The sequence below is a fragment of the Halobacillus seohaensis genome (genome assembly GCF_042663045.1).
GTDB classification, from domain to species: domain Bacteria; phylum Bacillota; class Bacilli; order Bacillales; family Halobacillaceae; genus Halobacillus_A; species Halobacillus_A seohaensis.
This window is the reverse complement of record NZ_JBHSZV010000027.1, coordinates 85534-99616: the sequence shown is the minus strand read 5'-3', so window position 1 is coordinate 99616 and position 14083 is coordinate 85534. Positions and strand designations below refer to the sequence as shown.

Below are 14083 nucleotides of genomic sequence, written 5' to 3'. Positions count from 1 at the left end.
TTAAAAGTAACGTTTTAAGGGGTGGTTTTCATTCATTGATGGCTTCAAATAAAGTAGCAAGACCCAATCCTCCACCAATCCCTAGAGTGGCAATTCCTCTACTAGCATTTCCTCTGCCTAATTCTGTCATAAGCCGAGTTACTAGAATAGCACCTGAGGCTCCATATGGGTGACCTAACGCTAGGGCACCGCCGGATCGGTTTACTTTTTCAAAAGGAATACCCAGACTGTTCAATGAAGCGATCACTTGAGAGGCAAAGGCTTCATTAAATTCCATCAAGTCAATATCTTTTTCACTTAGATTCTGACGTTTCCATAACTTTTCTATCGCCGGGATGGGGCCAATACCAAGCAGATTTGGGTCTACCCCTGCGGATGTACTGTCAACAAATCGAGCTAGCGGCTTCAATCCCAGTGACCGACACTTTTCCAAAGACATGATCAAGACAGCAGCCGCTCCGTCATTCATCGGACAGGCATTCCCTGCTGTCACCGTCCCGCCTTGTCTAAATACCGGCTTTAGTCGGGCCAATTTCTTCAGTGACATATTTGGGCGAGGACATTCGTCGGTATCGATCCCCTCTACTGGAAGGATTTCTTCGTCAAATTCCCCATTTCGCTGGGCCATTACTGCTTTTTGTTGACTGTGAAAGGCAAAATCATCTTGTTCTTCTCGTGTGATGTTATAATGTTCTGCCACATTCTCAGCCGCTTCTCCCATCTCTGGATCCCCGATTGAGTCTGGAGAAAATCTTGCTCTCGTATAAAATTCCGGCCCGTTCGGATTGTGGATCGATGCGGGCTTCTTTATTTTCCAAGGGGCTAAACTAGTACTTTCAACTCCTCCAGCAATGTAGATTTCTCCGGCACCTGCTTGGACAAGTCGGGCCGCCATATTGATTGCTTCTAAACCAGAACCGCACTGCCTATCTATGGTTACTCCTGGCACAGTCATCGGTAATCCCGCGGTCAACAGAGACAGCCGAGCCATATTACCTCCTGGACCAACTACGTTCCCTAGAATGACATCATCAATTTCGGCTGGATTTATGTCTTTAGTTAAGCTTTTTAAAATGGGTTGCATCAATTGCTCAGGAGGAACTCGAGATAATACACCTCCTAGCTTCCCTATGGGTGTGCGTTTTGCTTTTACAATAACGACGTCCTGCATCTAACTCCTCCTTGCCGGCACTCGTAATTCATTTCTCGCTACTTTTCCGCTGCTCGTATATGGAAAATTGTCGACCTGGATCCATTCTTTCGGACATTTATATTTAGGTAAAACGTTATAAAGATACTTTTGCATATCCTCTATAGTGAACACCGCTTTTTCCGTACAGGTGACAAAAGCAACGACCTTTTCTCCCCAATAGTCATCTTCTACTCCGATGACTGCTGCTTCATCAATGGAGGGATGATCTCGAATCACTTGTTCCACTTCTTCTGGATAGATATTAAGACCGCCACTAATAATCATGTTTTGTTTCCGCCCTTTAAGGATGACATAACCTTCCTCATCCACAAAAGCTAGATCACCTACCGTCGCCCAATTACCGTGAAATACTTGATTCGTCTCCTTTGGCCGATTCAAATAACCATCAAATACCCAAGGGCTCTTCACACACAAATTACCGACTTCTCCTTGCCTAGCCTGCTTTCCATTATCTGAAAGAATCGAAATATCCACTTTAGGAAAAGGAAATCCAATCGTTCCTTCAGGGAGACTTTCTTCATTCACGACACGATAGCTGACAAAACTCAATTCAGATGCCCCGTAAAACTCATAAATAGTCGCCTTAGGAAAAACTTGAATGGCTGCCTGCTTCGATGGTTCCTGCCATTTCGCTCCCGAGGAAATCAATGCCTTTAGGCTCTTGGAGGATTGTTTAACCCTTATTCTATTCAACGCTTCAAACATCGTAGGAACAATGTACATGACCGAGATGTCTTCTGTTTGGAGCAACTCCCACGTTTCATCCGCATCAAAAGCAGATGGCAAATGTAAGGTAGCACCAATATGTAAACACTGGACCGCAGCATATAAGAAATGGGAATGCACAAGAGGTCCTGGACATAGCATTCGATCGGTCTCATCCAAAGAAAACACTTCGCGCCCCAACGAAAAACAATCCGCCCAAGAGGCATGGCTTCTTATAAAACCTTTTGGCTGACCCGTCGTACCTGACGTATAGCCAATATAGAAAGGATCGTGATCAGAAACTTGTTCAGGATTCTCATCCGTGTTCAGTAATCCTTCCAATTCATCTATCCATACAGAATCGCTACAGAAAATATCCTCCACTCGATCATCAAAAACCTGATCATAAATAACGAGATCAGGCTGAGCATCTCCAATCACATCTTTCAACTGAGCCGCACTCCATTTTGGGTCAAACGGAATGGCAATCCCTCCACTTGAGCTGATAGCTATAAATAACTCTAACCATTTCCGCTGATTGGGTAATAAGAAGCCAACCTTTTTCCCTTTTATACTCGAAAATATAGAAGCTAATTTCTGCTGATAAAATTTACTAGATTGGTAGAACTCCTCGTAACTTATGGTGACGTTATCCGTTTTAATCGCTACCCGTTCAGGATATTGATTCGCAGTTTCTCTTATTTTTTCTCCAATACAAGCCACACTTTTTCACCTCATTCTATTAACTTATGTTGAAAAAAGGTTTGCCATAATTAAGGCAAACCCTCACTTTAGGCAGCGTTCGTACGTTCATTAGAACGCCTATCCTCTTTTCCGATTATTGGATAAACTCTATTAAGTTGTCGAGCGAGCAATGAAGCTACAACTACTTTCACCAAATCACCAGGAATAAAAATAAGTGCTGCCCACATCGCTTTCGTCCATGGGGTTTCCGTTATCCAAGATAAGTAGGTCACTCCAAAAGCATAAACTAAAAGAATCCCACCAACCACATTGAACACAATATAAAGACCGATATTGAGCTTTTTCCAGAAACGTTCAACAAAGAAACCTATGAAAAAAGCAGCAAATGGCCATGCCATAATGTAACCACCAGAAGGTCCAAATAACACCCCAAGGCCACCTCTTCCTCCTGAGAGCAGCGGAGCTCCAAATGTAACAAGTAAAACAAAGAGTAATAGACTTAATCCGCCTCGCTTAGCACCCAAGATCGAACCAGCTAGCATCACCCCTAGAGTTTGGGCCGTGATCGGTACAGGAGTAAACGGAGTCACAATTGGCGGTAATAAGCCAAGTGCTCCTATAATAGCAGCAAATAAAGAGGCATAAACCATTGTTCTTATTTTCATAATCAGCACCCACTTTTCATGTTATGTATGAGTGAAGAATACAGTATTGCAATTAACTTTGTCAACTATATTTTTCGATGGTTAACGTAGGTTAATTGGTAAAAATCTGACTATGAGGTGTCTTGGCTTAAATATCAATATATATAAACACCCCGGCAACTAATACACGCTCAGCTACCGGGGTGTTTTTTATTTACAACGTTTACACTAAATGTTTCAACTCTTTCACTACATTTTCAGGTTTTCCACCCGTCACACCTGCGACTAAATTTTCCGCGGCTTTCATTGCCATTGCTTCACGAGCGTTTGCGGTGGCTGAACCGATATGAGGAGTTGTGACGACGTTCTCCATTTGCAGTAGAGGGTTGGTCGCTTCTACTGGTTCTGTTTCATACACGTCTAAACCTGCTCCTCCAATTTCTCCATCGTGTAATGCTTGTATGAGCGCTTGTTCATTTACCACTTTTCCTCGGGACGCATTGATTAAAATGGCGTCCTTTTTCATGAGCTTCAACTCTTCTTTACCAATTAAGTGATGAGTTTCGTCCGTGAGAGGGACCATGGTCAGAACAAAGTCTGATTCTTGTAAAACCTGTTCTAATTCTTTCTTCTCGAGACCGTACTTTTCTTCTGCTTCTGGACGAGCACTGCGATTATAATAAATAACGTCCATATCAAATCCCAGGCTGGCCCGTTTCGCAACTTGTTCTCCTATTCTACCCATGCCAATAATGCCTAACGTTGCATGGTGGACATCTTTTGACAAAAAGAAAGGATCATCTAGTTTGTTCCATTCTCCATTTTTCACATAACGATCAAGCTGACTTAACCTTCTTGAACTGGATAAAATCAAGCCAAATATAAGGTCTGCGACGGTATCATCAAGAACATAAGGTGTATGTGTGCCGACGATTCCGTTCTGTTCCATAAGGTCTGTGTCTAACGTTTCGTAACCGACAGATATGTGGCTGACTACTTTTAATTGTGGTGCATTTTTTATGAAATCTTCATTTACTTTAGCCTTTGGGATCATTAAGCCTTGGACATCTTGAATTTCCTTATATAAAATTTCTTTCGGAATATCTTCTTTTTCCCGCCAAATTTTATAATCACAATGTTCGGCTATATAGTTTTCTACTTGTTGTGAGACTGGTTTAGCGATGTAAACTTTCGGCTTCATTGCTTCCACTCCTTTTTTACCATTCTGCAATACTTTGGTCTTTATGTCTCCAAACTGGATTTCGCCAATTATGCCCTTCTTCAGCACGCTTACGAACGTAATCTTCGTCAATTTCGATGCCCAGTCCAGGTCCCTCTGGGAATTTAACATGACCATCATTATAATCAAAAACACTGCGATCCTTCACGTAGTCCAGCAGGTCATTCTCTTTATTATAATGAATTCCTAAGCTTTGTTCTTGGATGAAGGCATTATGAGAGGTAGCATCTACGTGTAGGCATGAAGCTAATGCAATTGGGCCTAACGGACAGTGAGGAGCAACTGCAACATCGTAAGCTTCAGCCATCGAAGCGATTTTTTTCGTTTCTGTAATCCCTCCTGCATGAGATAAATCTGGTTGAATAATATCAACAAAACCTTCAGCTAGTATGGTTTTAAAGTCCCATCTTGAATACATTCTTTCTCCAGTGGCAATTGGAATATGAGTGTGTGCGGCAATGTCCCTTAATGCTTCGTTATTCTCCGATAAGACAGGTTCCTCTATAAACATCGGACGATATGGCTCTAGTTCTTTAGCTAGCATTTTCGCCATCGGTTTATGTACTCTTCCATGGAAGTCGATTCCAATTCCTACATCCTTACCGACACTCTCCCGAACGCTCGCCACTCGTTCTACTGCTTGATCTATTTTGCTATAGGTATCAATATATTGAAGTTCCTCTGTACCGTTCATTTTAACAGCTGAGAATCCTGTAGAGACTGCTTCTTTAGCAGCTTTTCCAACATCTGAAGGTCGATCTCCACCAATCCAAGAGTATACTTTTATCGAATCGCGACATGCGCCACCCAACAGTTGATAAATCGGGGCATCGTAATATTTCCCTTTAATATCCCACAATGCTTGATCAATTCCTGCAATAGCACTCATGAGAATGGGCCCACCACGGTAAAATCCTGATCTGTACATCATATTCCAGTGATCTTCGATGCGGAGTGGATCTTTCCCGATCAAATTTTCCATTAGTTCTTCTACTGCTGCTTTTACGGTATGAGCTCTTCCTTCGATAACAGGTTCTCCCCATCCAGTAATGCCTTCACTCGTCTCGATCTTTAAAAATAACCATCTTGGAGGAACTTGAAAAAGTTCATAGCTTACTATTTTCATAATATAACGCTCCTTTTTAATTATCTTCTTTCAACTTAGTTACTTTCTTCTTCAGTAATGGGGCAAACAATGTTAAGACAGCAAGCGAGAGCAGTACTATAGTAATCGGTCTCGTGTAAAAGATACTGTAATCTCCTTGTGACATGACTAGGGAACGACTGAGATTGCTCTCTAGCATTGGCCCTAAAATAAAACCTAAAATCACAGGTGATACTGGATAATCATAACGTTTCATAAAGTAGCCAACGACTCCAGCTATCAGCATAACGATAACATCAAAAAAGTTATTGTTAATCGCGTAAGCTCCCACTGTACACAAGACTAAAATAATAGGCATTAGAACAGACTTAGGAATCAGTAGAATTTTGGTGAATAATCGAATGCCTAGTAAACCTAAGATTAAAATAAAGATATTCGCAATTAGCATCCCTACAAATAATGTATAAACAATTGATCCATTCGTTTCAAAAAGCATAGGCCCTGGCTGTATACCTTGTACCATTAAAGCACCTAATAATACAGCAGTAACCGCGTCTCCTGGAATACCTAAAGTCAATAGTGGAATCATCGCTCCACCTGTAACACTATTATTTGCCGCTTCGGGTGCGGCAACGCCTTTTAATGCACCCTTACCAAATTCGCTTTTATCTTTTGAAAATCTCTTCGCTTCATTATAAGCAACAAAAGCTGTAATATCTCCACCAGCTCCTGGAATCATTCCTATAAATGTCCCAATTCCAGCTGACCTTAAAATCGTTATTATTAAAATCCTAAATTCTTCCCATTTCAATTTAGTTTTCTCAATAACAACTTTTGTACGCTTTGCTGAAAATAGATCCCCAATAGAAGTAAAGGCTTCAGCAGCAGCAAAAAGTCCGATCATTACAGGTACTAAGTCTACTCCATTAATTAAATTCTCATTGCCTCCGGTAAACCGGGCAAATCCTCCAATCGGGTCCAGTCCAATCGTTGCCACCATTAAACCAAGCATTCCTGCTATTAATCCTTTAATTAATGAATTTCCCGCGATACTTGATATAATTGATAGCCCGAACACTGCTAAGGCAAAGGATTCTGGCGCACTAAATTTCAAGGCAAATGCGGCCATTTGGGGCGCAATAAATATGAGTACGATAACACTTAATATTCCACCAATTGTAGAGGACAGTGTAGAAACGGTTAAAGCTTTATGGGCGTCCCCTTTTTTTGTAAGTGCATATCCATCTATTGCAGTTGCAGCTGAGGAAGGTGTACCGGGTGTATTAATAAGAATAGCCGTTAAAGAACCACCGTAAACAGCCCCAAAATAAACACCAATCAACAGAAGAATTCCTGCAACAGGATCCATTCCAAATGTTACGGGTAAAATCAGGGCCACACCCATTACTGCTGTCAAACCTGGTAAAGAACCAATAGATATCCCTATAGCTGAACCTACCAGTATCATAAGAATGACTTGCCATTGCAGGGCATTCATTAATCCTTCTATTAACATATAACCTCACCCCCCTTTCTATTGGAATACGATCCCAACAGGTAGACTTACATTTAATATTTTCACAAAGAAAATATAAATGAAGGCTAGTGTGCCTATAGGAACGCTCGATAAAATGATATAACTCTTAACTTTTGCAAAGACTAGTAAACTGACAATAAATAATAAAGTGGTAATAAAAAAACCTATAAACGGAATAAGAGCGACATAAATAACAGTCAATCCAATAGCAATAAAGGAGTAGAGGAAAGAGGGTTTACTCTCTCCCTCTTCTTCTCCTTTAAAACTGCTGGCAATGAGAAATGCGCTTAGGATAAGCATTATTATGCAATATACTCGGGGAATAAACGCAGCACTCGTCATTTGAAGCTCTGATGATGGAAAACTAATCGTTTCATAGAAATAAATGGAGCAACCTATAATTAAAATTACTCCAATAAATAGATTTGGACGATTCATAAGTAAACTCCTTTTTTATAACTCTCACAATTAATTACTACCTAAATCTAAATCAGAGATAATATCTCCATAAAATTGACTTTCCTTATTCATAAATTCTTCAAATTCTTCAGAGTTTTTAACTTCTAGACCAAGGCCATTATTCTTCATAAATTCAGTAAATTCTTCCTCTTCTGCTCCCTTAAGGAATGCTTCTTCAAGCTTTCCTGCTATTTCATCTGGTGTATCTTCAGGAACAACTAATCCTCTCCATGTTCCAACTGGAGTTACGTCTACTTCTTCTTCTTCAAAAGTTGGAACATCTGGCATCATATCTGAACGCTTATCCGACATCACACCTAGTGTTTTCAAATCTCCAGATTCCACCTGTGGCAATACTTCTGCTGGACTCACTGTTACAGCGTCAATATGGCCGCCCATTAAAGAAGTAACAGCAGGTGCCGCTCCGTCAAAAGGTACATGGTTTAACTCTAATTCTGTTTCTTTAGCAAAACTTTCAGCTGCAATATGCCAAATAGATCCTGTACCCGCATTTCCAACTTTTACTTCACCCGGATTTTCTTTTGAATACTCGATAAACTCATCAATTGTGTCATAGGGAGCATCTGCTGGAACTGTAAGAGCAGCAGGATCAAGATTCACAAGTCCTAAAGGCTTAAATTGATCACTTGTTAAGTCAGATAAACCTAAGTGATTTAGCATCGTTAGCTCAACAAACACCATGCTTACTGTATACCCATCAGGATCTGCATTCGCCCCTTCTGTCATACCGGTAGCTCCACTTCCACCTTCTTTATTCTCTACACCAATAGATTCGCCTAAATGATCTTCAGTTGCATTGGCAAGAGCTCTAGCTGTTGAATCTGTTCCTCCACCAGCTGCTGAAGGTACAATTAAAGTAATCGGTTTCTCTGGGAAAGAGGAAGCATCAGTATCTTCATTATCAGCTGATGAACTTTCATCCCCACTACAACCCGCGACTAGCAACAATAACCCTAAACATAAAACGGATAAATACTTACTAAAATTTTTCATAAATTACCCTCCTATTTTTTAAACGCTTTCATTTTTCTTGCAAAATTTTCAAAATATGACTGACCTACTTCTAAAGTTCCATAAACCGTGGCCATTTCCACCTGCTCATCCGTCGCCATCATAATGTTGGCCGATTCATTAACATAGATTAGTAGATGATAGAATAAACTCCTTAATGGCTCAGACCCGCCAATCATTATCCACTCTACTTGTTCTGCTTCTAGCATTTGCTCTAATGCTTCCATATCATAATGAAGAATTGCACCTGCATAGTAATTGGCTCGCTCATTTTCATTTAGCTTTGAAAAAAGTTGCAGTAATCTAATATGATACATACTTCTCGTCACGCCGACTTTACGAGCTGCCGAATACCCTTGCACAAGATATTCAGGGACTACTTCTTCGACTAGCTTTTCATTTAATGCATCAGAGATAATCGTTTGATCCCTTACTGCCCTTAGCATCTCACCCCCTAACGTTGATCGACAGCTCAGTAGTTCCTGGTTTTCGCCTACTAAAACGTATTTTGTGTGAGATCCTGGCAATACCATTAACCCTTTGCCTTTAGTCTTTACCTGCTTTAGTAGTCCATAGGTTTCAACCTCTTCCCCCCTCATGACATCATATTGATTAATGACACTTAACTCTTCTTCCAAAGAATCCGTCACATAGTTTTTCATTCCCGGGACATAAAGACATGGAATATTTAAAAATTCTTCTGTTTCAACGACTTGAACGGCATTGGTGAAATCCTCGAATCGGGCTGGCGATTCAATATGAGGGACTTCATAAAGACCAAGGTTTGAAGTAATCATTCCAGCTGCGACTATGTATTTGATGTCATGTTCAGTTAGGGAATGTTGGTCGAGTAATTTTTGAATACCTTCTGCTAAATCTTGTTTTAATTTTTCGTTATGACCATGAATGGCTGTATTTCTGACACCCACCTCCAATTTCAAGACATCTACAATTGTCACGCTGCTCTCTTCAACTAACCGGATTCGTGAATTTGTTGTTCCTGAATCGATTAATATAATCATCTTCTCACCACCTTTCATTATTGATTGTCCACTTGATCCCTGATCTCAATAAATTGTTTTGCTCTCGATGTTATTTCTTGAAAATTTCCATCCTCGATCAGCTGGCTACTTACTAAAGAGCTCCCAACTCCTACGGAATGCCATCCTTTGTTAAAGTAATCAGCGGTATTATCCAGTGATACGCCTCCAACTGCCATAACTTTTATAAATGGCAATGGACCATTTAAATCCTTTGCAAAACTATCACCAACAGATCTAGCCGGGAAAACCTTGACTGCCTTTGCTCCAAATTCGTATGCGGTTAATGCCTCTGTCGGCGTCATAACGCCAGGAATCACTGGAACGCCATAGCGATTTCCCATTTGAATTGTTTCTTTACTTAAGGTGGGGGCTAAAAGAAAATCAGCACCCGCTTGAATTGCCGATTGAGCACTCACGCTATCGAGCACCGTACCAGCTCCGACTATCAAATCCCGATAGTTTTCTTTTATTTTCTTAATGCTCTCCAAAGCTCCAGGTGTATTAAGGGTCACTTCAATCACTCGAATGCCGCCTTCAACTAAACTTTGGACAATATTCTCAACATGATTTGTACTACTCAACCTTACAATCGCAATGATCTTCTCCTCATTTATTCGATTTATTGTCTGATCCATTTGAGAACCTCCTAGTTCCTTAATAAGGAACACCGTTCCGTTATTGGTCCAAAAAAATTAAGAACAGCTTTTTCTAGTATTTTAAGGAAAGTATAACCCTAAGTGAAAACGCTGTCAACATCTGTTTTTTTATAACCCTAGTAACTCTGATATTTGGTTTGACGTTTTATGGATCTCTTGAGAGAAAAACTTCAGTTTCTCTTCATCCACTCTCATAATTGGCCCAGCTACGCTAATCCCGCCTACTACTTCTCCTTTGTAATTAAAAATCGGCGCGGCAGCACATTTTATTCCCTCTTCATGCTCTTCTAGGTCAAAGGAAACGCCTCGATCTCTAATCTCCTTTAAATGCATGTTCATTTCGTCCTTATCTGTAATTGTATAATCAGTAAATTTAGTCATGGGTCGATCTGTTAAAACCTCTTCAATTTTATCAGGGGGTAAAAATGCTAAAATTGCTTTTCCTACACCCGTACAGTGCATGGGCGCTCGCTTTCCGATTCTGGAAAACATTCGAATGGTCGCTTCCGATTCAGTTTTATCTATATATACAATTTCTAAGTTATCCATCATGACAAGGTGAACCGTTTCCCCAGTTAATTCTGCAAGTTGGTTAAGATAAGGTGCGGCAATTTTTCGGATATCTAAGTGACTAGAAACGACTTCCCCAAGTTCAATCAACTTTAACCCAAGTACATATCTTTCATTTTCGATATCTTGTTTTACAAATCCTTGCTGCAATAGTGAACTGAGCAACCTATGAATTGTACTTTTCGACACGTCTAAACGGTAAGATAATTCCGTCACTCCTAATCCCTTTGGATATTCTTTTAATATGTCTAAAATGTGTAAAGCTCTGTCTACCGATTGGACGGTAGTTGCTTCTTTTTTTGTCATTCTATGCCCTCCGAACTTTTATTGATTCACTCGGATTATACCATAATTTATGGATTTAAAAGGAAAAAAAGCCGCCAAGGGACGACTTTCTCTAAAATTGATTACCATCTCATCAAAACGTTACCTTTTTCAAATGTTTGACGTAGAGCATGTGTATCTAAAGGAATACTAGCAAAAGCTCATGATTCAAGAATTTCTAAACTTAGTCAGTATTCGTCATGAGTTACTGTTAGATAATACACTTCAATTCACCTTACTTATCATTAAAGTCCAGACAGCATCTCAACCACTAAAAGCCAATTCCGCAACTCCAATTTCACCGTTTTCTCCATCTGCAGATCACTTGAATCATTTGAAGATCTAGCTACTAAAAGGAAAAATGCAAATGTATTCATGTCTATCATTGTAAATGATTCAACAACTCTCCCAAAAACAAATAATAAGCAAAAATAAGAGCCCCTCCATAGCCATCAGCGATTTATGGAAAGGGACTCTTATCATTTTAATGTGGTAGGTCACTGACGATATCCTATATCGCCCAATAGTACTATCCTTTTAAAAATACAGTTTTATATGTGGTAAAGAACTCTTTTGCTGCCTCTCCTTGCTCTCTTGAGTAAGAACTTGAAGCTTTCATTCCGCCGAATGGAGCTTGTAATTCAACACCGGCAGTTTCTGAATTTATACGTACTAAACCAGCTTCAATGTCGTCAATGAAAGAAAGGATGTGATCAATATTTTTTGAAAAGATTGAAGCACTTAAGCCAAATTCAACATCATTAGCTAATTCAATCGCTTCCTCAACCGTTCTTACTTTCATTAAAGCGAGAACTGGACCAAAAATTTCTTCTTGAGCTATAGCCATAGAAGTTTCCACTTGATCAAAGATCGTTGGCTCTAAGTAATAACCATTCGTATCATTATCAACAGGGCTTCCTCCATATATTAATTTAGCGCCTTCTTTTTGCCCAATTTCTATATATTTCTGTACATTTTCATACTGGCTTTTTGTTGCACAAGGCCCCATCCATGATTGCTCTTTTAGTCCATCTCCGACTGTTATTTCATTTACTTTTTCAAGTAGCTTTTGCTTGAATTGATCATAGATACCTTCTTGGACGATAACCCGACTGCTGCACGTGCATTTTTGTCCGGTTGACTTTAATCCACCGCTTATTGCAGCATCAACAGCTAAGTCTAAATCACAATCGTCCGCTACGATGAGAGGATTTTTTCCACCCATTTCTAATTGATATTTACCGCCTCTAGCAGCCACGGTTTGTCCGATATGATTTCCAGTGGCGTTTGAGCCTGTAAAAGTTACAGCGGTTACATCTTTATGTTCGGCTAAGCCTTGTCCAATAACAGAACCTTTGCCTGTTACAAAATTGACTACTCCCTCAGGTAAGCCAGCCTTCTCGAAACATTCAATGACTTTTGCAGCGGTTACAGCTGCCTCTGAAGCCGGTTTCAAAATTACCGCATTTCCATAAATAAGTGCCGGAGCCATCTTCCAAAGAGGAATTGCCACTGGGAAATTCCAAGGTGTGATTACGCCTACAACTCCAAGTGGAACTCTTTTACTAAACATTAACGCAGAACTATCCGTTGAAGGAATCACATCCCCTTCACTCCTCATACCTTCTCCTGCATAATATCGAAGAATTGCTACGCCCCTGTTTGTTTCTCCTTTAGCTTCAGGGAGAGTTTTTCCCATTTCTCGGGTCATGGTTTCTGCTATATCTTCAATATTATTTTCTAAAACTTCAGCAGCTTTAAATAACAGATTGCCTCTTTCAGCACCGGAAAGTTTCTTCCATTTCTTTTGAGCATTTTTCGAGGATTCCACCGCTTGTTCTAAGTCTTGTTTCGTAGAGCTTTGCACGTACCCTACTGTTTCAGCTGGATTGGCTGGATTTGTGCTTTCAATAACTTCACTGGAATCTGACTGACTCCATTTCCCGTTAATAAAGTTTAAAAAGTTTTGTGTTTGTGTTGTTGGTTGCATAAAAATACCTCCTACATAGTTTTAAGATATGGTTATTTTATTTGGTACAGCCAGCTCTTTAACTGGATTACTCAAAGTTCCTACTTCTGGTATCGTAATTTCAATCAGATCACCTTTTTCTAAAGTGAAATCATTATCTGGAATAATACAGGTACCGGTAAAAAGAACCGTACCATCAAACAGTTCATTATCACGCATCAAATATTCTACTAATTCGGTATATTTTCTTTTTAATTGTGATGTACTGGCACTTTCCTCAAATACTGTTGTTCCATTTCTAATAATCTTACAAGTGATCATTAAATCATATGGATTTTCTACAGTTTCAGAAAGGCGAATGGAAGGACCGAATGAACAGGAATGCTTCCAAATTTTAGCTTGTGGCAAATATAATGGGTTTTCTCCTTCTATGTCACGGCTACTCATGTCATTTCCCACTGTATAGCCAACGATCTCACCTTGTCTGTTTAATACAAGCCCTAACTCAGGTTCAGGTATTTGCCACTTTGAATCATTACGTAGGTAAACCGGTTGTTGAGGGCCTATGTTTCTTCTCCCTGTTGACTTCAGAAAGATTTCTGGACGATCGGCATCGTAAACCTTGTCGTAATAGGAATCTTTAGCTTCTTCGTCTTCATATGCCTCGTAATTTCGTGCCCGCTTACTTTTCAAATATGTTACTCCTGACGCCCACACTTCATAAGCATCTAGAGGAAGCATTAATGACAATTCTTCCAACTCTTGTATAAGGGGTTGGTACGTCTTGAATTGCCTTGTTCACTAATGATAGGCACGAGACTTCTTGCTCTTCCGATTTTTCAATGATATTTAGGAAGTCCTTATAGGGTAAGGGATAAATT

The 14083-nt window shown here is 39.9% G+C and carries 14 protein-coding genes; all 14 read right to left on the bottom strand.

The features are described 5' to 3' along the window. Positions 1–28 precede the first annotated feature (28 nt). The 14 genes from ACFQIC_RS11290 to ACFQIC_RS11225 all read right to left on the bottom strand — a co-directional run bounded on the left by ACFQIC_RS11290 (position 29) and on the right by ACFQIC_RS11225 (position 13895). On the bottom strand, positions 29–1171 hold the full coding sequence (locus tag ACFQIC_RS11290) for a thiolase family protein (RefSeq protein WP_204709390.1): 1143 nt from the start codon (positions 1169–1171) through the stop codon (positions 29–31). Continuing rightward, positions 1172–2641, bottom strand: coding sequence for an AMP-binding protein (locus tag ACFQIC_RS11285; RefSeq protein ID WP_204709389.1), 1470 nt, complete (start codon positions 2639–2641; stop codon positions 1172–1174). 68 nt (positions 2642–2709) lie between these two features. Further along, a complete protein-coding gene (locus tag ACFQIC_RS11280) occupies positions 2710–3288 on the bottom strand; it encodes a biotin transporter BioY (RefSeq protein ID WP_204709388.1) in 579 nt (192 codons plus the stop codon). A gap of 202 nt (positions 3289–3490) precedes the next feature. Continuing rightward, a complete protein-coding gene (locus tag ACFQIC_RS11275) occupies positions 3491–4468 on the bottom strand; it encodes a 2-hydroxyacid dehydrogenase (RefSeq protein WP_204709387.1) in 978 nt (325 codons plus the stop codon). 16 nt (positions 4469–4484) lie between these two features. Next, complete coding sequence (dgoD, locus tag ACFQIC_RS11270; protein WP_204709385.1) at positions 4485–5633, bottom strand: galactonate dehydratase; 1149 nt, start codon at positions 5631–5633, stop codon at positions 4485–4487. Positions 5634–5649: 16 nt separating this feature from the next. Further along, positions 5650–7128: a tripartite tricarboxylate transporter permease gene (locus ACFQIC_RS11265; protein ID WP_204709384.1), complete on the bottom strand. Its 1479-nt coding sequence runs from the start codon at positions 7126–7128 to the stop codon at positions 5650–5652. A gap of 18 nt (positions 7129–7146) precedes the next feature. Then, on the bottom strand, positions 7147–7587 hold the full coding sequence (locus ACFQIC_RS11260) for a tripartite tricarboxylate transporter TctB family protein (RefSeq protein ID WP_204709380.1): 441 nt from the start codon (positions 7585–7587) through the stop codon (positions 7147–7149). 30 nt (positions 7588–7617) lie between these two features. Next, positions 7618–8622, bottom strand: coding sequence for a tripartite tricarboxylate transporter substrate binding protein (locus tag ACFQIC_RS11255; protein ID WP_204709378.1), 1005 nt, complete (start codon positions 8620–8622; stop codon positions 7618–7620). Between the two features lie 11 nt (positions 8623–8633). Continuing rightward, a complete protein-coding gene (locus tag ACFQIC_RS11250; RefSeq protein WP_204709376.1) occupies positions 8634–9662 on the bottom strand; it encodes a 2-dehydro-3-deoxygalactonokinase in 1029 nt (342 codons plus the stop codon). A 17-nt stretch (positions 9663–9679) separates the two neighbouring features. Beyond that, a complete protein-coding gene (locus ACFQIC_RS11245) occupies positions 9680–10318 on the bottom strand; it encodes a bifunctional 4-hydroxy-2-oxoglutarate aldolase/2-dehydro-3-deoxy-phosphogluconate aldolase (RefSeq protein WP_204709374.1) in 639 nt (212 codons plus the stop codon). A 129-nt stretch (positions 10319–10447) separates the two neighbouring features. Continuing rightward, complete coding sequence (locus tag ACFQIC_RS11240) at positions 10448–11215, bottom strand: IclR family transcriptional regulator (protein ID WP_204709372.1); 768 nt, start codon at positions 11213–11215, stop codon at positions 10448–10450. A gap of 263 nt (positions 11216–11478) precedes the next feature. Further along, entirely contained in the window at positions 11479–11610 is a 132-nt protein-coding gene (locus ACFQIC_RS11235) for a hypothetical protein (RefSeq protein ID WP_390217104.1), read from the bottom strand. A 152-nt stretch (positions 11611–11762) separates the two neighbouring features. Then, positions 11763–13223, bottom strand: a complete 1461-nt coding sequence (gene gucD, locus ACFQIC_RS11230) for an alpha-ketoglutaric semialdehyde dehydrogenase GucD (protein WP_204709371.1) — start codon at positions 13221–13223, stop codon at positions 11763–11765. 21 nt (positions 13224–13244) lie between these two features. Next, entirely contained in the window at positions 13245–13895 is a 651-nt protein-coding gene (locus ACFQIC_RS11225) for a fumarylacetoacetate hydrolase family protein (RefSeq protein WP_390217103.1), read from the bottom strand. Between the last annotated feature and the right edge of the window lie 188 nt (positions 13896–14083).